18 protein-coding genes are annotated in these 17,546 nt (G+C 61.3%); 8 read left to right on the top strand and 10 right to left on the bottom strand.

The features are described from left to right. Positions 1-860 (bottom strand): peroxidase family protein (locus VKM35_RS12075; RefSeq protein ID WP_324321268.1); only part of this gene is annotated, 860 nt, incomplete at its 3' end. Between the two features lie 310 nt (positions 861-1,170). On the opposite strand from VKM35_RS12075, the gene VKM35_RS12070 reads away from it, so the two are divergent. The 4 genes from VKM35_RS12070 to VKM35_RS12055 all read left to right on the top strand — a co-directional run bounded on the left by VKM35_RS12070 (position 1,171) and on the right by VKM35_RS12055 (position 4,371). Continuing rightward, positions 1,171-2,061, top strand: a complete 891-nt coding sequence (locus VKM35_RS12070) for a prohibitin family protein (protein ID WP_324321267.1) — start codon at positions 1,171-1,173, stop codon at positions 2,059-2,061. A gap of 248 nt (positions 2,062-2,309) precedes the next feature. Then, positions 2,310-2,504: a type II toxin-antitoxin system HicA family toxin gene (locus VKM35_RS12065; RefSeq protein ID WP_324321266.1), complete on the top strand. Its 195-nt coding sequence runs from the start codon at positions 2,310-2,312 to the stop codon at positions 2,502-2,504. 4 nt (positions 2,505-2,508) lie between these two features. Further along, positions 2,509-2,721: a type II toxin-antitoxin system HicB family antitoxin gene (locus VKM35_RS12060; protein WP_324321265.1), complete on the top strand. Its 213-nt coding sequence runs from the start codon at positions 2,509-2,511 to the stop codon at positions 2,719-2,721. 102 nt (positions 2,722-2,823) lie between these two features. Beyond that, positions 2,824-4,371, top strand: a complete 1,548-nt coding sequence (locus VKM35_RS12055; RefSeq protein WP_324321264.1) for a transglutaminase-like domain-containing protein — start codon at positions 2,824-2,826, stop codon at positions 4,369-4,371. Between the two features lie 3 nt (positions 4,372-4,374). Here the strand turns inward: VKM35_RS12055 and VKM35_RS12050 are convergent, their stop codons facing one another. Further along, entirely contained in the window at positions 4,375-5,013 is a 639-nt protein-coding gene (locus VKM35_RS12050) for a hypothetical protein (RefSeq protein WP_324321263.1), read from the bottom strand. A gap of 427 nt (positions 5,014-5,440) precedes the next feature. Between VKM35_RS12050 and VKM35_RS12045 the strand changes: the two genes are divergently transcribed. Continuing rightward, positions 5,441-5,839 carry a hypothetical protein gene (locus tag VKM35_RS12045; RefSeq protein ID WP_324321262.1) on the top strand — a complete coding sequence of 133 codons (399 nt, stop codon included), beginning with the start codon at positions 5,441-5,443 and terminating at the stop codon, positions 5,837-5,839. A 136-nt stretch (positions 5,840-5,975) separates the two neighbouring features. Then, on the top strand, positions 5,976-6,290 hold the full coding sequence (locus tag VKM35_RS12040; RefSeq protein WP_324321261.1) for a metalloregulator ArsR/SmtB family transcription factor: 315 nt from the start codon (positions 5,976-5,978) through the stop codon (positions 6,288-6,290). 206 nt (positions 6,291-6,496) lie between these two features. On the opposite strand, the gene VKM35_RS12035 is transcribed toward VKM35_RS12040, so the two are convergent. The 6 genes from VKM35_RS12035 to VKM35_RS12010 all read right to left on the bottom strand — a co-directional run bounded on the left by VKM35_RS12035 (position 6,497) and on the right by VKM35_RS12010 (position 13,640). Continuing rightward, a complete protein-coding gene (locus tag VKM35_RS12035; RefSeq protein ID WP_324321260.1) occupies positions 6,497-8,515 on the bottom strand; it encodes a M13 family metallopeptidase in 2,019 nt (672 codons plus the stop codon). A 256-nt stretch (positions 8,516-8,771) separates the two neighbouring features. Next, on the bottom strand, positions 8,772-11,456 hold the full coding sequence (pepN, locus tag VKM35_RS12030; RefSeq protein WP_324321259.1) for an aminopeptidase N: 2,685 nt from the start codon (positions 11,454-11,456) through the stop codon (positions 8,772-8,774). Between the two features lie 220 nt (positions 11,457-11,676). Continuing rightward, positions 11,677-12,147, bottom strand: a complete 471-nt coding sequence (locus VKM35_RS12025; RefSeq protein WP_324321258.1) for a DUF1456 family protein — start codon at positions 12,145-12,147, stop codon at positions 11,677-11,679. Between the two features lie 82 nt (positions 12,148-12,229). Next, positions 12,230-12,970: a hypothetical protein gene (locus VKM35_RS12020; protein ID WP_324321257.1), complete on the bottom strand. Its 741-nt coding sequence runs from the start codon at positions 12,968-12,970 to the stop codon at positions 12,230-12,232. 191 nt (positions 12,971-13,161) lie between these two features. Beyond that, a complete protein-coding gene (locus tag VKM35_RS12015) occupies positions 13,162-13,362 on the bottom strand; it encodes a hypothetical protein (RefSeq protein ID WP_324321256.1) in 201 nt (66 codons plus the stop codon). Beyond that, positions 13,359-13,640 carry a hypothetical protein gene (locus tag VKM35_RS12010; protein ID WP_324321255.1) on the bottom strand — a complete coding sequence of 94 codons (282 nt, stop codon included), beginning with the start codon at positions 13,638-13,640 and terminating at the stop codon, positions 13,359-13,361. The genes VKM35_RS12015 and VKM35_RS12010 overlap by 4 nt, the downstream gene beginning before the upstream one ends. 151 nt (positions 13,641-13,791) lie before the next feature. On the opposite strand from VKM35_RS12010, the gene VKM35_RS12005 reads away from it, so the two are divergent. Beyond that, complete coding sequence (locus VKM35_RS12005) at positions 13,792-14,235, top strand: PA2169 family four-helix-bundle protein (RefSeq protein ID WP_324321254.1); 444 nt, start codon at positions 13,792-13,794, stop codon at positions 14,233-14,235. Between the two features lie 160 nt (positions 14,236-14,395). Here the strand turns inward: VKM35_RS12005 and VKM35_RS12000 are convergent, their stop codons facing one another. Together VKM35_RS12000 and VKM35_RS11995 are read right to left on the bottom strand one after the other, a co-directional pair. Then, positions 14,396-15,157, bottom strand: a complete 762-nt coding sequence (locus VKM35_RS12000) for an ABC transporter permease (protein ID WP_324321253.1) — start codon at positions 15,155-15,157, stop codon at positions 14,396-14,398. Then, positions 15,154-16,095: an ABC transporter ATP-binding protein gene (locus VKM35_RS11995; RefSeq protein WP_324321252.1), complete on the bottom strand. Its 942-nt coding sequence runs from the start codon at positions 16,093-16,095 to the stop codon at positions 15,154-15,156. Before VKM35_RS11995 ends, VKM35_RS12000 begins: the two co-directional genes overlap by 4 nt. Positions 16,096-16,333: 238 nt before the next feature. Between VKM35_RS11995 and VKM35_RS11990 the strand changes: the two genes are divergently transcribed. Beyond that, positions 16,334-17,377 carry a sensor domain-containing diguanylate cyclase gene (locus VKM35_RS11990; protein WP_324321251.1) on the top strand — a complete coding sequence of 348 codons (1,044 nt, stop codon included), beginning with the start codon at positions 16,334-16,336 and terminating at the stop codon, positions 17,375-17,377. The last annotated feature ends 169 nt before the right edge of the window (positions 17,378-17,546 follow it).

Raw genomic sequence — 17,546 nt, 5'->3', positions numbered from 1 at the left:
CCGAGTTCCTCGACGTTCGCGCCTTCGGGTTCTGCGCCGACGTGCTTGACGTCGCCGGCGCCATGGCATTTGCCGAACGTGTGCCCGCCCGCGACGAGCGCGACGGTCTCCTCGTCGTTCATCGCCATGCGCGCGAAGGTCTCGCGAATGTCGCGCGCCGATCCGACCGGGTCGGGTTTGCCGTTCGGGCCTTCGGGGTTCACGTAGATGAGGCCCATCTGCACCGCGGCGAGCGGGTTGGCGAGCTCGCGATCACCGCTGTAGCGCTCGTCCGCCAGCCACTTTTCTTCCGGCCCCCAGTAGATGTCCTCTTCGGGCTCCCAGATATCCGCGCGGCCGCCGCCGAAGCCGAAGGTCTTGAAGCCCATCGAGTCCATCGCGACGTTGCCGGTGAGGATGATCAGGTCGGCCCAGGAAATTTTGCGGCCGTATTTTTGTTTGATCGGCCAGAGCAGGCGCCGCGCCTTGTCGAGGTTGCCGTTGTCCGGCCAGCTGTTGAGCGGCGCGAAACGCTGCGCGCCGGTGCCGCCGCCACCGCGACCATCGGCGATGCGATACGTGCCGGCGGCGTGCCAGGTCATGCGGATGAAGAACGGCCCGTAATGGCCGTAGTCCGCCGGCCACCAGTCCTGCGAGTCGGTCATCAGCGCGGTGAGGTCCTTGATGACGGCATCAAGATCCAGCGTCTTGAATTCGGCGGCGTAATCGAACGCCGTGCCCATGGGATTGGACTGCGGCGAATGCTGGTGCAGGATTTTCAGGTTCAACTGATTGGGCCACCAATCGGCGTTCGACTGGGTTCCGCTCACCGCGTTGCTGCGTGCGCCGTGCGGAAACGGACATTTCGATTCGGTTGCCATGGCTTTCTCCTGAGGTTGCTTCAATGGATGCCTGCCGAGAGTAGACCTCGATTCCGGATAGATAAAATCGTTATTGCCGATGCCGGCAATAGCGGTTGCCTATCGGGATGCCTTGCAGCTATTGCCGGGGCGGCATGATCCGGCGCGTTCGATGAAAACCGCCGCTGTCGTTCGCAGCCTGGCGCAAACGAGCGCAGTTTGAGTCGCGCCAGAGGAAGCAGCGTGGGTTGTGACGGTCGTCCTGCGGGCTTGTCCTGCCATTCGCATACCATGGCCATCAACGGAGCCGGCCGGCTCCTGAAAAAAGGGGATGACTGTGTTGCAGACGATTGGATCGGCGGTGAAGGGGCGGTTTCCTTGGGCGTGGCTGACGCTGGCGTTGGTGGTGCTGGTGGTGGCGACGTTGTTCTTCGGTTCCTGGTACACGATCGACCAAGGCGAGCGCGGCGTGCACCTGCGCAATGGCGCGGTGGTCGGCAGCGCGGACCCGGGACTGGGCTTCAAGGTGCCGATCATCGATTCGATCAAGCGCATCCCGGTACAGAACCTCACCACGATGTACGACAAGGTCTCGGCCTACAGCAGCGACCAGCAGACCGCCGAGATCCGGGTGTCGGTGAGCTTCCACGTACCGCCGGCGGATGTGATCGCGCTCTATTCCGAATACGGCAGCGTCGAAGGCCTGACCAGCCGCATCATCGACCGTCAGGTGCCGACCCAGGTGGAAAATGTGTTTGGCCAATACACGGCGATCTCCGCGGTGCAGAACCGCGTGACCTTCGTGAAGGACGTGACCCGGGCGATCCGCGAAGCGGTCAAGGGCCCGGTGGTGATCGACGGCGTGCAGATCGAGAACATCGATTTCTCCGATGCCTACGAAAAATCGATCGAGCTGCGCATGCAGGCCGAGGTGCTGGTGCAGACCGAGAAGCAGAATCTCGAGAAGGAAAAGGTCCAGGCGCAGATTGCCGTTACGCAAGCCAACGGCCAGGCGGACTCGAGCCTGGCGCGCGCCCGTGCCGATGCCGAATCCACCCGCATCAAGGGCGAAGCCCAGGCCACTGCCATCAAGGCCCGTGCCGCCGCGCTGGCGCAGAATCAGGATCTGGTCGAGCTGACCAAGGCTGAGCGCTGGAACGGCGTGCTGCCGACCACGATGATTCCGAACGCAGCGATTCCATTCCTCAATTCGAACCGGTGATCGACCGCTGCCGATGAGGGAAAAACAGGGTCAGAGTGCGTTTTGGGCAAAACGGGGTCAGAGTGCGTTTTCGAAGCCGCACTCTGACCCCGGCTCAAAAATATTCCCTCTCTCCCTAAGAAGAAGATCCAGAAAGAGGATTCGCTCTCGCCACAAACCAACTTTCTCCTGCAACACCCAACCATCTTCCCCGATCCGCCCGCAGCATCCGGAGCAGCACGATTCGTCCAACCGCGACGAGTTGTGCCATGCCTACCAAAGTCCGCGAAATTCTCTCCCTGCTGCATGCGGACGGCTGGGTTTTGGTTGGCCAGCGCGGTAGTCACCGCCAACTCAAGCACGCAAAAAAGTTGGGCCGCGTGACAGTAGCCGGGAAACCGGGCGATGATGTCGCCGCCGGCACGCTCCAGAACATCCTCAAGCAAGCCGGACTGAAGAGGTAACGCCATGCGCTACGCCGTCGTGATCGAAGACGCAGGGGCCAACTATTCCGCCTATGTGCCCGACCTGCCCGGATGCATTGCCACCGGTGCAACGATCGAAGAGGTCGAGCACCGCATCCGCAGTGCCATCGAAATGCATATGGCCGGAATGCGCGAAGACGGCGAGCCGATTCCGCCACCTTCGAGCCAAGTGGAATACATCGACGTGGCGGCTTGATTGGGACGACGAGGGAATTCTGACTGTTCCGGGAAACTGTTCCCGATCCTCACTCTTCGTTGCTTCTGCTCTGGGCTCTTTCTCCGAGAATTCTCCCAGCAGTTGATCTCCTCTCCCGGCGAGCGGGAGAGGAGAAGGGTGAGGGGTGCACTACAAACGTCTAGCCTCACCTTAGAAAGCCATATTTGGAGAGCTGCCATCCCCAGGTTCCCCGCTCTCAGCTTCAGGGCTTGTGGTTTCGCCATCACGTTGGCTGCATTGGCTCTGCCATTCCCTACGGTTCATGCCGCGACCACTCCATTACAGACCGAAACGTTCCTCGTTTATGTCGACGGCGATCATGTCGGCACAGCGCAATGGCAATGGCGCAACGATGCGGGACGCGAGAGTTATTCCGAAACGATGACCTTGCGCACTACACAGGCACGTGGCCGCGCTGCCATCGATACCCGCTTCGATATCGTCCGCCAGCCCAACGCATCATTGGCCTACACACGGCGCTTCAGAGCCGGCCTGATGTCGCAGCATGACGCGGGCAAAATCGTCGACGGTCACATCCATATCAACGGTGCTGATCACGGCGATGCATTGAATAGCGCGCAATTTCCCACCACTACCGTATTCCCCTTTCAACTCATCGATCGCCTGCGTGCCTGGCAACCAGGCTCAGCGAACGACAGTTTTCCGTTCTTCGACATCCGCGCCATGCGCACTGTGCAGGCCGATCTCGGCGTCTGTCCGTCGACTTCTGAGCACGATGCCTCCTTTCATTGCGTCGCCTTCCGCACGCATGGCCTGCCCGCGCAGGAGGAGCGCTGGTTCTTCGATGCTGCCGGTACGGTGCAACGCATCGCTGGCGAATTCGGTGGCCTGCCATTTGTGCGCCAACGCTGCCTGGAAAATTGTGACCGCATCATTGCGAAGCCAATGGACTTGATCGGTCGCATGGTCGTCGCGTCGCCCTACCGCATTCCCAAGAGCGCCGCGCAGCGCACGTTGCGTTATGTGCTGTCGCGCGATGATGGCAAGCCGTTGATCATTGTCGATACCGGTGACCAGACTGTGGCCCGCTCCAATGGCGAGGCCGTTGTCACGATCTGCCGGCAATGTGGCGTAACACCCCCGGATGCCGCCGCTTACGTCGACGCCTATCTCGCCCCCAATCCCTGGGTGCAAAGTGATCATCGTGAGGTTCGGCGTCTTGCCGCGCGCGCAGGAGATCCTGCGGCTGACGTTGACTCACACATGCGTCGCCTCGTCGCCGTCGTGCAGGCGACGCTGCGCAGTGAAGTCAACTACCTCGGCTACACCGATGCGGTGCAGTCGATCCGCAATCGCCGCGGCGGCTGCGCCGAGTTCGCGACTGTGCTGGCCGCGCTCGCGCGTTCGCAGGGCATCCCCGCGCGCGTGGTGGTCGGTCTTGCCTACTCGGATCGTTTCAGCGGACGCAAGGAAGTGTTCAGTCCGCATGTCTGGGTGCAGGTCTGGAACGCCAGCGATTGGGTAAGTTACGACGCCGCATTGGGCGATTTCGACTCCACCCACATCGCATTGGCGGTCGGCGATGGCAATCCCGATGAAGTCTACGATGCCTTCGCGCAACTGCCGCACCTGAAGATAGAACGCGCGGGTATCGTAAACATGCCTTGAAACTCAGGGCGTCTTCTTGCTCGGCAGCCAGTCTTCGGAACCAATTTCCGGTAGCGTCGAATGATCCGTCGCGGTGAGTTCCGACTCGTCCGCCCAACGTGCTTGCTTGGCGTCGAGCACGCTGCCAACCGTTACGAAAGAGGTGGACTGCAGCGTATAGGGATCAATGCCGCCGCCGCGTGGTGCCGGAATTTGTGCAATCTGCTCTGCCGTCAGAATCGTGGTGGCGACCGCGACCTGCCAATCTCCAATCTGTTCTACCGTATGTGTCGTCGTGCCTTGATCAGCATTGGCGTCGATCGGCTTCGTGGCATCGGTTTTTGGTGCGGCTGCCACCGCTTGGTCCTTGGGGCTCATCCCGGTCGGAGTCTGAGGCGCAATCGCCATCGCCGCGGATCCGGTCAACGAAGCCAGCAGGCCCACACCCAAAGACAGGTTCCGGCGCTGCGCACTCTGATGCACGGTATAGGCCACACAGACTTTTCCCGTACAACTCTGCATGAAGGCTCGGCGCTGCGATCCGCTCATCCCGTCGAGGTTATGCACCTGCCGATCGCAATGCCCGCAATGATCGCGTCCTGCCGTAGGCAAGGCCGAGACTTGGAATGGACAGGGAGAGTCGATGACGGGGGCATTGGCCATGGCGGTTCCCGGAGTGGCTGATGGAGTCAATCTAGCGCCGAAGGGGCGGGTTGTCACTTGCGGGAGAAGCCGGCAAAAGCAGGGGACAGAGTACGTCTCTGAAAAGTATTCTGACCCCGGGTTTACACCGACTCCTGGTTCGCCAGGACAGCGCAAACCGGCGACTACATCGGAGATGCGGCACCATTGCCTAGTCCTATCGGTGCCTGCCATGTCGATCATTCTTGCCCTGAAGAACAGCGGTCAGGGTCCGTTCTTAACAGTACTCTGCCCTCTGCTTTTGCCTGTTTTTGACCGCTGCTTCCCCGCGCTGACGCGGCATCCCTGTCGGGATCATGACGGACATAGGGGATGATTGACTTTGTATAGTTAGCCATTTAGCATATGTGCTAATTAAGCAATCAATTTCAACCTCAGGAGTACCGCCATGAACGTAGAAATGAGCTACCTCACCTACCTGATCGTCTCGATCGCGATGACCGTTTGGGTCGCGCATACCTTGTCGAAGAATGGCGAGGTGTTTCTGGTCAAATGCTTCGGGCAGGACGAGGTGTTGGCGAAGTCGACCAATCACTTGCTGGTTGTCGGCTTCTATCTGATCAACCTCGGCTTCATCGGCTTGCGTCTGGATGGTTGGAATCTCGATCAGGTCGGCCTGATTCCATACGTGGGCAGCAAGATTGGCGTGTCGGTGCTGGTGCTGGGCGGCATGCACTTCTTCAACATGATCATGATTGCCCGCTTCGGCCGCACGGTTAGTGGCTGGGTGCGCACGAACGAGTATCAGAACGGTCCGAAGGTCGCGCCGCCGCCGTTGCCGCGCTGAAATTTCGTGTTGAACGCCCCGCGCCGGCTGAAGCCGTCGCGGGGCTCGCGTTTTTCCGCATCCGGACTTGCTACGCTATGACCCGAACAAGACCATTCGCGGCGACGCGACTCCGACCAGGCCAAGTACCAGCCGCATGAGCGACAAGATTTTCGAAGCCCTCGCGTCCTCGCCCCGACGCCAGATCCTGGCCTACCTGTCGGAACAGGAACTGCCTGCTGGCGACATCGCCGCGCGTTTCGCGATGAGCGCGCCCTCGATCTCTCGCCACCTGTCCGTGCTCGAAAATGCCGGTCTGATCACCGGCGAACGCCGCGGCCAGTTCGTTGTCTACCGCCTCAATCCGGACAACCTCGTCAATACCCTCTCGCAGTTTGCGATGGCGGTCTGTCCCGTCGCTGGGCCGTTGAAAAAAGAGAGCAAGGCGGCGAAGAGGGCGAAGCGTATCTGAGTGGTTGGAAAAACAGGGGTCAGAGTACCCAATCGAAAAGCGCACTCTAATTCTCACCAACAAAAAGGGCCGGCGATTCGCCGGCCCTTTCTGCTTACGTTGACGCCAACTTCTTCTGCATCCGAGAAGGACAGGTCAGAGCAGGCTGCGGAGCGTCATTCCTGCAAGCAAACTCCGCCCCAACACCCGCCACCTGTAAACCGCAATCACCAAACCTCACACCGATCTTTCTCCGCGCGCACCATCGCATCGCCGGCCTTGCAGTTGAACGCTGCCTTGAACGCGGGCAGGTTCGACAGTGGGCCGTTGACGCGGAATTTCGCGACCGGGTGCGGGTCACCCTGCACCATGGTGCGTTGGGTTTCCGGGCGGGTCTCGTCGCCGCGCCACTGACCCCAGGCGAGGAAGAATTGCTGTTCGGGCGTGAAGCCATCGATGGTCGGTTCCGGGCCTTTGCCTTCGCGCGAAATCTTGTACGCGAGGTAGGCGAGTTTCGCGCCGCCGAGATCACCGATCGATTCGCCGAGCACCAGCTTGCCGTTGTGGTGAATCCCCGGCTCGATGAAGTAACTATCGAACTGATTGACCACGCACTGGCCGCGCGCCTCGAACTGTTTGTGATCGGCGGCCGTCCACCAGTTACTCAAGCGACCTTGACCATCGAATTGCGCGCCCTGATCATCGAAGCCGTGGCTGATTTCGTGACCAATGACCACGCCGATCGCGCCGTAATTCACCGCATCGGTCGCGGTGACATCGAACGCAGGCGGCTGCAGGATGCCGGCCGGGAACACGATCTCGTTCATCGACGCATCGTAATAAGCATTCGAGGTCGGCGGCGTCATGCCCCAGCGGCTGCGGTCGACCGGCTTGCCGGCCTGCGCGAGGTTGTCGGCGATGTTCCAGCGGATCGCGCCGATGGCGTCGTTGTAATACGACGAGCGCGCGACCACGACGCCGTTGTAGGTTTTCCATTTGTCGGGGTAGGCGACCTTGGAGTTGAACGCGGCGAGTTTTTCCTGCGCCTTGGCCTTGGTCTCCGGGCTCATCCAGGTTGCGCTGTCGATGGTTTGTTGCATCGCCAGGCGCAGGTTCTTGACCATGTCTTCCATGCGCGCCTTGCCTTCGGCCGGGAAGTATTTCTCGATATAGGCCTTGCCCAGCGCCTCGCCGAGCAGGCTGTCGGTGTTTTCGGCGCATTGCTTCCAGCGCGGCTTCATTTCGGTTGCGCCGCTGAGGTATCTGCTGAAGAACTCGAAGTTCTGTTTGACGAACGGTGCCGACAGCATGTTCGCGGAACCATCGAGCACATGCCAACGCAGGTAGTCGCGCCATTGTTCGAACGGCGCGTTGGCGACTTCCTTGCCGAACGCGGCGACGAAGGCCGGCTCGGTGACGTTGAGGTCGATGCGCGGCAGTTTTGCGTCGTCGAAATAACGCGCCCAGTCAAAGTCCGGCGCCATTTTCTGCAGCCCGGCGAACGTGGTCTTGTGATCGCTCTGCAGCGGATCGCGTTGCGCGACGTTGTCGAGCGTGGCCGCGGCGAGGCGTTTTTCCAACTCGAACACCGAGGTGGCTGCGGTGTCGGCGGCAGCTGGTGTCGAGCCGGCGAGGATGAACATCTTGGCGACATGTTCGTGATACTTGGCGCGCGCCTCGACGAAGCGTGGCTCTGTCTTGAGGTAGTAATCGCGATCGGGCAGACCGAGGCCGCCGGCGACCACATGCGCCACCATCTGCGTCGGGTCGTGCAGGTCTTGCGCGGCGTAAACGCCGACGCCGGTGGTGATCCCGAGCAACTGCATGTGGCCGATCGCCGCCTGCAATTGCGCGCGCGTCTTGATCGCGGCGACTTCGTCGAGCAGCGGCTTGATCGGCGTGATGCCGGCCTGGTTCACCGCGTCTTCGTTCATGCAGGCGGCGTAGTAATCGCCGGACAACTGCTGTGCACTGCCTTTCGGCCAATCCGACTTCGCCGAGGTCTCGGTGAGGATGTCGCGCACGTGCTCCTTGTTCACCTCGCCCGACTGCCAGCGCCGGCTCCAGCGATCCATGTACTCGGGAATCGCGTTGTCCTTGCGCCAGGTGCCGTTGGCGTAGTCGAAGAAATTCGTGCAGGCCTGCGCATTCTTGTCCATGTCGCCGGGAGAGATGCCGTGCGTCGCTGCGGTGGCGGCGGTAACCGCACCGAAGAACAGCGCGATGGCGAGGGGGAGCTGTTTCATTGGGACAGTCCTTGGCGTGATGTGGTCGTCAATTGAAGTGGAAGCGTCAACAAATGGGTTGGCCACGTTCCGTCTGGCGTTCCGCGATGTCGGCGCCACCGATCCTACCCAACGCCCGAACCATCGGCATATGCCATTTGAACCATGAGGCGCGACTCTCCGTCGCCGCGAACGCTCGCCCCGACCGACTTTTCTACGAGACAAAAAAAGGCCGGCAATCGCCGGCCCTTCTTCATTGCATCGCTGCCGATGAAAACTATTTCTTCTTCTGCGACTCATCAAACGCCGCGCGGATCGCCACGCAGCGCACGTCGTTTTCATGGCGCAGCAGCAGCGAGCGGCGTGTGCCGGCGCTGAGCGTGGTATTGGCGGCGATCGCCTGCGCGAGACGATCGACACTCGCCGGCGTGCAGGTTGCGGGGATCATGCTGCCGGCGTAGGCGCGCATGAATACGCGATCGGCTTTCTTGTCGATGTCGGCGAGCGTGGCGAGGCGTTGCGCGGCGCTGGGTTCGGACAATGTCTCCTGGCCGCCGGGATACAGTGCGCCCATCGCCGCGCGCAGGCGTGCGAACGGTTCGCTGTTGTCCAGCGACTGGACCTTCGTCAGCCAGGCTGCTTTGACTGCGGCATCGGGGCGGATCACGGTCGCCGCCAGCGAAGCCAGCTGCCCGCTCTCGCTCTTGTCGCGCGCGAGTTCCTGCGTGATCAAGGCATCGCTGCCGGGCACGGCATGGAAATTGAGTTGTTCGATGATCGACCAGCGCACGTCCTGATCGATCTCGACGCCGCCGGCATCGACTTTGCCGTTGAGAATGTCGCCGAGTCGCGCAAGTCCGGCATCACTGCTGGCGATATCGATATATGTATCCAGCCATGAGCGCGCGCGGTCGCGATCGGCATGATCGGCAAGCAGCCCGGCCCACACCGTGCTTTCCATGCTCGCACCGAGGCGGCGATCGAGTGCCGAGCCCGATGCGAACGTGCCCAGGAAACCTTTCGCGAGCGTGATATTGCCCAGGGCCTGACGCAGCAGCGTGTAGTCGCGTTCTTTCGGCGCATTGGCCAGCGTGGTCTGCACGTAATCCTCGAGGCCCAGACGGCGATCGACCAGGCCGTCGGTGAGGCTCTGCCACATCATCGAACGCAGCAGCGGATCGTCGATGCTGGCCAGATGCGTGCGCGCGGTCGCGAAGGACTTCGCATCGAGCACGACTTTCGCGAAACCCCAGTCCTCGTAGTTCGGATACACCAGATCGGGACAGGCCTGACCCACGAGTGCCGGCACATCGGTGCTGGCGCCGCTGTAGGTCACCGCCTGTTTGTTCGCGAGCACCAGCTTGTCGCCCGTGAGGTTGAACAAAGCGACCTGCACGAGCTGCGAACGCAGCGTCGGATTGGCGGCATTGGCCGCGGTCTGCTGCAAGGTAAAGCGATTGATTTTTCCGGCGCTGCAGGTGAAATCAGCGCTGAGCTTGTCCACGCCCGGCTGGTACAGCCATTCCTGCGCCCAAGGCTTCAGATCCCGGCCGGAGGCTTTCGACAGCGCGCCGATGAAATCGTCGAGCGTGGCATTGCCGTAGGAATGCGTGGTGAGGTAATCGTGCACACCACGCTGGAAGGCCTCGTCGCCGATCATCTTGCGCAGCTGGTGCAGCGTCGAGGCACCTTTGTTGTAGGTAATCGCATCGATATTGTCGAAGGCATTCGCCGTCGACGGCACCGGCACTTCGATCGGATGCGTGGTGATGCTTTCGTCGGTGCGGTACGCGCCCTGCTTGCTGCGGTATTGCGCCAGCCACGGGTTGTCGAATTCACCGGAAGTCGCGCTGGCCAACGTCGCCATGTACGAGGCGAAACTCTCGTTGAGCCACAGGCCATTCCACCAGCGCATCGTGACGAGATCACCGAACCACTGGTGCGCCATCTCGTGCAGGATTACCGACGCCAGCTGCTGGCGATCGGCCGCGGTCATCGCGCTCGGGCTGGTGAAGCGGTTTTCGGTGAAGGTAATCGCTCCGGCATTTTCCATTGCGCCATAGATGAATTGCGGCACGAGGATCTGATCGTATTTCTTGAACGGGTAGGCGATGCCGAAATAATTGTCGTAGTACGCCAGGCCCTGCTTGGTGTAGCGGAACCAATCCTGCGGCGACACCTGCGAGGCCAGCGACTGGCGCACGAACAGGCGCATCGGGTACTTGCCGCTGTTGTCCTCCCACTTCTTGTAGGGGCCGGCATGCATGGAGAAGTTGTACGGGCTGAGTTTCGGCGTAGCCGGGAAGGTCCAGCGCCGCGTCGTGCCGAGATCCTGGATGCCGGTTTCGCGCGTGGAGGAAATCACTTCCCAATCTTTCGGCGCCGTCGCGGTCAGCGTGTAGGTCGCCTTGAGATCAGGTTGATCGAAGCCGGCGAACATCTGGTGCGCGGCCGCAGGTTCGAAATGCGAATACAGGTAGACGCGGCCGTCGGTCTTGTCGACGTAGCGATGCAGGCCTTCGCCATTGGTGCTGTGCTCGCGCTCGTAACTCACGCTGACGCTATTGCGACCAGCGTGCAGGCTGGAGGCGGGCAGCGTGATGAACCACTGGTTATAGGTCGGCGCGATCTTCTTGCCGTTCACCGTGAGCGTGGCGATTTTTGCTTTGTCGAGGTCGACGGTCAGCGGTGCGGCGGCATCCTTGAGATCGAAGTCGATGCGGCTGGTCGCATTGAACGTCGGCTCGCCGGTCAGCGTGAAGTCGAGCGTGTAGGCGACGTTCGCTACGCGCGCCGAACGTGCAGCGGCGTCTTCCTGGGAAAGATACGGCGTCTCGGCGCGCGCGGCTGCGCTTGCTGTGGGTGCTGATGCTGCTACCTGCGCGAATGCAGGTGCAACGAACGCTGCGGACAGCAGCGCAGTGAACACGACGGTGGAACGGGAAGGGCAGGACTGGGACATGGCGTCACTCGCACTCGCGTGGGCAGGCGTCGATGTTAGCGCCTAAGAAAGCCCGTGGAGCGGCTCACTGGCCCTGCCATAAGTCATGGTCGGCGTGATCCATCGCGCGGAACGCAAAACAGGCGTCGGCCCGCGGTTTCGAAAATTCATTCCGAGCCTGCCAATTCCACCGCTCCGCCAGCACGACGACGCACGCGCGTGGAGCTGGCTGGCGCTGGCTTCATGCGCCGCGCAGACGCAGCGTCAATCCTTTCAGGAAGTTGCGCAGCATCTGGTCGCCACAGGCGCGGAAATGCTTGTGGTCGGGTTGCCGGAACAGTGCCGACAACTCCGGCTTGGTCACCGGAAAGCCAGCGTCCTCGAAGGCCTGGTGCATGTCCACATCCTTGAGCTCCAGCGCGACGCGCAGCTTCTTCATCACGATGTTGTTGGTCATGCGCTTTTCCACCGGCCGTGGCGGCCGGCTCTCATCCTTGCCGCGCAGATGGAAAACCAGGCCATCGAGAAAATGCGCCATCACGCGATCGGGGCATTCGACGTAGTCCGGGTCCTCGTCCTTCTTCAGGAAAGCCTGCACATCGGCTTTTTCGATCGCGAAACCCGCATCCGCCAACTGCGTGATCTCGACGATCCTGCCGTCGCTCAGGTCGAGCATGTAACGGATGCTGCGCAGTACGTCGTTGTTGATCATGGGGGTGTCCTGGGGTATCGCATGAAAAATGGAACAGAGGCGATGCTTGGTCGCCCTGCAATCGCTGGGCCGTCGCGCGTCGCTATTTGCCCGTCACCGCGCTCGGGTTTTCCAATGCAGTCCCTGATACCGGCGTGAGCAATCGAAAAGCACCGACCTGAGTCAAGGGCTTGATCTGGCATTTCAGGGAAAAAATCAGACTTCTCATATCCGCATTGGTGGCGCTGAACACTACCGCGGCACGGACGGCGCCGCCGGAATACGTGGTGCCGTCGACAATCAAGGGTTTGAGTTGCCAACCGCTAAGCGACTTCCGCAACGAACGCATAATGGGATCATCCTCGCCGACTGGCCTGTCGTCGACCCATAGGGCTTCGATGGTGTTGGTCTTGCCATCCGGGCCGAGCGACAGGTCGACGCATGCCTGGGCTTGGCGAAAGGATCGCGATAGGCCAACGGGCATCTCGGGATAGCCGCCGCGGGCGACCGAAATATTACCGGTCTCGGCGCGATCAACCGTCAGACGGAATCCGCCCGCATCCGGATGCGCGACCAGCCACACCGTCAGCTCGGTGGCCCAGGGAACCGGCTTTCCATCGATCTGCTGCGGGGAAAATTTCCATGAGCGCACCGATGCAGCGAGGAGATCGCGAATGGCTGTCGGAGTCTCGGTACGATAGTCAAGATCGGTCACCTCGCCCTGCGCCGATACCTTCACGATCATGATCTGGGGTTTCAACGCTTTCGAATCGTCCGCGCAGGCCACGAAGGTGGGTAACAGCAGCGAGGCAGAAAGCAGAAGGGCGCGTACTACAAATGGCATGGCGAAAACCCGTGGTGCGGGGAGGAGGCGCGATGATCAAGCTCATCGGGAAGCGATAGGGTATCAGGCGGGGAATATTTCCGGCTGGCGCCTCCAAGGGAAGATCGAAGTCTCTTTATCCCGGTAGTCTCCGACCCGACATAAAATGTGTTCTGCTGGTTGTCGGGCGCTTCGGGATCAAGTTCCCTTGGTCAGTCCTCCGGCTCTCCCGCGTCGAGAATCTCCCGCACCAGCCGCACCGAAATGCCCAGCTCATCGGCGACTCGCGCCGGCATGTTCCTGCCCATCGAGGCGTATTGCCCGGCAAGCTTTTTGACGTCGACAGCGAGTGCATCCGCCTTCGATTGGCGTGCCTTCAAGCCTTTTTGCGGGGAGTCTTCGGGGGTCGTCATGGCTTTTTGTCCTGGCGGAATTGAAAGTCGCGAATCCCGACCATAGCGCGTTCGGGAAAAGCAGCGCACGCCACGCACGAAAACAGACGGTCCGGGTCGACGTCGATCGGTCCACGAATATCGCTTGCCGAAGCGGATTCGTTCATTCTCGCGACGATGATTTCATCGACGCAATCATCGCGCCGAGTTGGGCGAGAAATTTCTTCGCGCACAACTAACACGATATTTGCAGAGATTAATTTCACGCCGCGCTCGCCATGGCGTAACACGAGGTTCATGCTCGCGACACTACAGTCGACGCAGGTGGAGAGACGCAACGTTCATCGCATCGATGTCGTTCGCATCCACCTTTCCAGTCGAATCGGCCGCGCAACGCGACCTGTCATTTTCGTATCGACTGGCCATCCCTGCGATAGAAGGAGTCATTTCATGAACCACAACAAGCATCTCAATGATCTGGTCGCCGTCGCCCGCGACGGCAAGGATTTTTACGAGTACGCCGCGACCCGTGTGGACGACCAGGAACTGAAATCGCTATTTACCCGCATGGCCGGCATCAAGGGCGAAATCGTCCAGGGGCTGTCCAGCGAAATCAAGGCGACCGGCGACGTGCCGACGCAGTCGGGCACGATCGTCGGCGACATGAACAAGTTGTATGGCAGCGTGCGCGCGCTGCTCGGCAACAAGGACTATGCCTATGTCGCGCAACTGGAAGAGTCCGAGGACCGTCTGTTGAAGGCGTTCAACATCGCCATCGCCGACAAGGACACCACAGCGACGGCCCTTGCCGTGCTCAACCGCCTGCTGTTGCAGGTCCGTCAGTGCCATGAGCAGATGCGCACACGCAAGCTGGCCTTGAAGAAGGCGGCGTAAGCCTGGTGTGACACGTGAACAAAAGTCCGGCCGTAGCGATGCGGCCGGACTTTTTCACTCATGGGCGGGCTGAAGTCAGAGCGAAAGACACTGGGTCCCCGCCTGCGCGGGGACGACGAGCTTTCATATGCTTAACCGCTCACCGCTCACCGCTCACTAGTCACTGCTTCAACTTCCACCCCGTGCGGAAAATCCACCACACTGCCGCCAGGCACGCAGCGAGGAAGCCGAGAATCGCGCTGACGCTGACGACGACGTTCACGTCCGCCAATCCGTAAAAGCTCCAGCGGAACGCGCTGATCAGGTACACGACCGGATTGAACAGGCTGATCTTCTGCCAGATCGGCGGCAGCATGTTGACGGAATAGAACGCGCCGCCAAGGAAGGTCAGCGGCGTGATGATCATCAGCGGGATCACCTGCAGTTTCTGGAAGTCGTCGGCCCACAGGCCGATGATGAAACCGAACAGACTGAAGGTGACGGAGGTGAGCAGCAGGAAGCAGAGCATCCAGAACGGGTGCGCGATTTCGTAAGGCACGAAAAAGCGCGCGGTGATCAGGATCAGCACGCCCAGCATCACCGACTTGCTGGCGGCGGCACCGACATAGCCGAGCACGATCTCGATGTACGAAACCGGCGCCGACAGCAGTTCGAAAATGGTACCGGCCCATTTCGGCATGTAGATGCCGAACGACGCGTTGGAAATGCTTTCGTTGAGCAGCGCCAGCATGACCAGGCCGGGAATGATGAAGGCACCGTAGCTGATGCCATCGACATTGCCCATGCGCGAGCCGATCGCCGCGCCGAACACGACGAAATACAGCGAGGTCGACAGCACCGGCGAGGCGATCGACTGCGTGATGGTGCGGAAAGTGCGCGCCATTTCGAAACGGTAGATCGCGCGGATCGCATGCCAGTTCATGCCGCGATCTCCTTTCTATCCGAATGCACCAGACTGACGAAGATCTCCTCGAGCGAGCTTTCGCTCGAATGCAGGTCCTTGAAGTCGATGCCTTGTTCGCCCAACAGTTTCAGCAGTGCGGCGATGCCGGTTTCCTCGGTCTGGCTGTCGAAGGTGTAGACCAGCGCGTGACCATCGTCGGCCAACTCCAGCGACAGTCCGGACAACGCGGCGGGAATCGAAGTCAGCGGTGCCTGCAGTTGCAGCGTCAACTGTTTCTTGCCGAGCTTGCGCATCAGCACCGCCTTGTCCTCGACCAGGATCAGCTCGCCCTTGCTGATCACGCCGATGCGGTCGGCCATTTCCTCGGCCTCCTCGATGTAATGCGTGGTCAGCAGGATGGTCACGCCGCTGGCGCGCAGATCACGCACCATCTGCCACATGTCGCGGCGCAGTTCGACGTCGACGCCGGCGGTGGGTTCGTCGAGAAACAAAACGGCCGGTTCGTGCGACAACGCCTTGGCGATCAACACGCGCCGCTTCATGCCGCCCGACAGCGTCATGATCTTGCTGTCCTTCCTGTCCCAGAGCGACAGGTCGCGCAGGACTTTTTCCAGATAGGCCGGATTCGGCGCCCGACCGAACAGGCCGCGACTGAATTTCACCGTCGACCACACGGTCTCGAAAGCATCGGTCGACAACTCCTGCGGCACCAGACCGATCATCGCGCGGGTGATGCGGAAATCCTTGCGGATATCGTGGCCATCCACCAGCACCGTGCCCTGGCTGGCGTTGACGATGCCGCAGATGATGCTGATCAGCGTGGTCTTGCCGGCGCCGTTGGGACCGAGCAGCGCGAAGATCTCGCCGCGTCGGATTTCCAGATCGATGGACTTCAGCGCCTGGAAGCCGGAGGCGTAGGTCTTGTTGACCTGCTGAATGGAAATGATCGATGCCATGCATACCTCATCGGGAGCAGCGAGTGCGCATCGTAGCCGATGCGCGGCGTGGTGGCGGGTGCCTGCGAGGGTTGCCTGGATTGCGAGCGGAATCGCGGTTTCGCACCGGTCTTTGCTGCGCGCTAGACTGATCCCGGCAGGGGGTTGGCCAGCAATGACGAAGCCTGACATGCGCGGCGCGATGCTTCCGGATCACGGTCTGTCCTGGGTGGACCGGGACGCCTCCGGCCGGCGCGCCATGCTTACCGAAATCCTCGCGCAGGTGTCGCGCGAAGCGCTGCAGGGCGAGGGTCTGGAGGCGGTGCTGCAGGGCATCGTCGACTGCCTGGTGCGCCGCCTGCCGGTTGCCATCGCCAGCATCATTTTGCTCAGCGACGACGGCGCTCAGTTCACTCAGGAAGTCTGGGCGGGTGTGCTAGATCTGGACACGCCGATCGGTGCATCGATGAACGCTCCCTGGCCGGTCAGCGTCGGTGCCGCCGGCCGCTGCGCGCGCACCGGCGAGCCGCAGTTGATCCTCGCGGTCGAGAAAGATCCCGACTACGTGCCCGGCAATACCGCGGTGCGTTCGGAATACCTGGTGCCGATCCACCATCATGACCGCCGTCTTGGCGTGTTGAATGTCGAGAGCACGCGCACGGATTTTTTTACCGGCGAAGCCTGCGGCGTCTTCGATGCGGTGGCGGCGCAGATCGCCGGCGCCATCCATCTCGCGCGTGTGGTCGGCGAACTGGAGCTGGCCAATCGCAAATTGCATCAGTTGTCGATGAGCGACGGCCTCACCGGCATCGCTAACCGGCGTTGCTTCGATCAGCAACTGGCGCAGGATTGGCAGCGCCTCGCGCATGCGAACCAACCGCTGGCGCTCGCGTTGGTCGATGCCGATTGTTTCAAGGCGCTCAACGATGCCCGTGGCCATCTCTATGGCGATGAATGCCTGCGCGAACTCGCACGTCTGTGCACGCAGGCGGCGATCGGCGATGGCGATCTGGTCGCACGCTTTGGCGGCGAAGAACTGGTCCTGCTGCTGCCCGGCCGCGGCCTGCGCCCGGCCCGTGATCTCGCCGAACGCCTGCGTCGCAGTGTGGAAAAACACGCGATGGCGCATCCAGCCTCGCCGGTCTCCGACTGCGTCACCGTGAGCATCGGCGTGAGCGCGCTGTATCCCGCATTGTCGCAGGCACCGGAATACCTGGTCGCGGTCGCTGACCGCGCGCTCTACGCCGCGAAGGCGCGCGGTCGCAATTGCGTGGTCGGGCGCGGCGTGCGGATGCCGCGGTGAGGGTGCTTTTTCGTGGTCGCCAGCAAGCTGGCTCCTACGGCGCGAATCTTCGTAGGAGCCAGCTTGCTGGCGACCGAGCCTCAGGCAATCAATTCTTCACCAATTCCACGCGACGATTCTGCGCGCGGCCAATCGCCGTACCGTTGCTGGCCACGGGCTTGCTTGCACC

Source organism: Arenimonas sp., from assembly GCF_035312645.1.
GTDB lineage: Bacteria > Pseudomonadota > Gammaproteobacteria > Xanthomonadales > Xanthomonadaceae > Arenimonas.
Note: the sequence above shows the minus strand (reverse complement) of the source record. Positions and strands in the feature narration are given on the sequence as shown.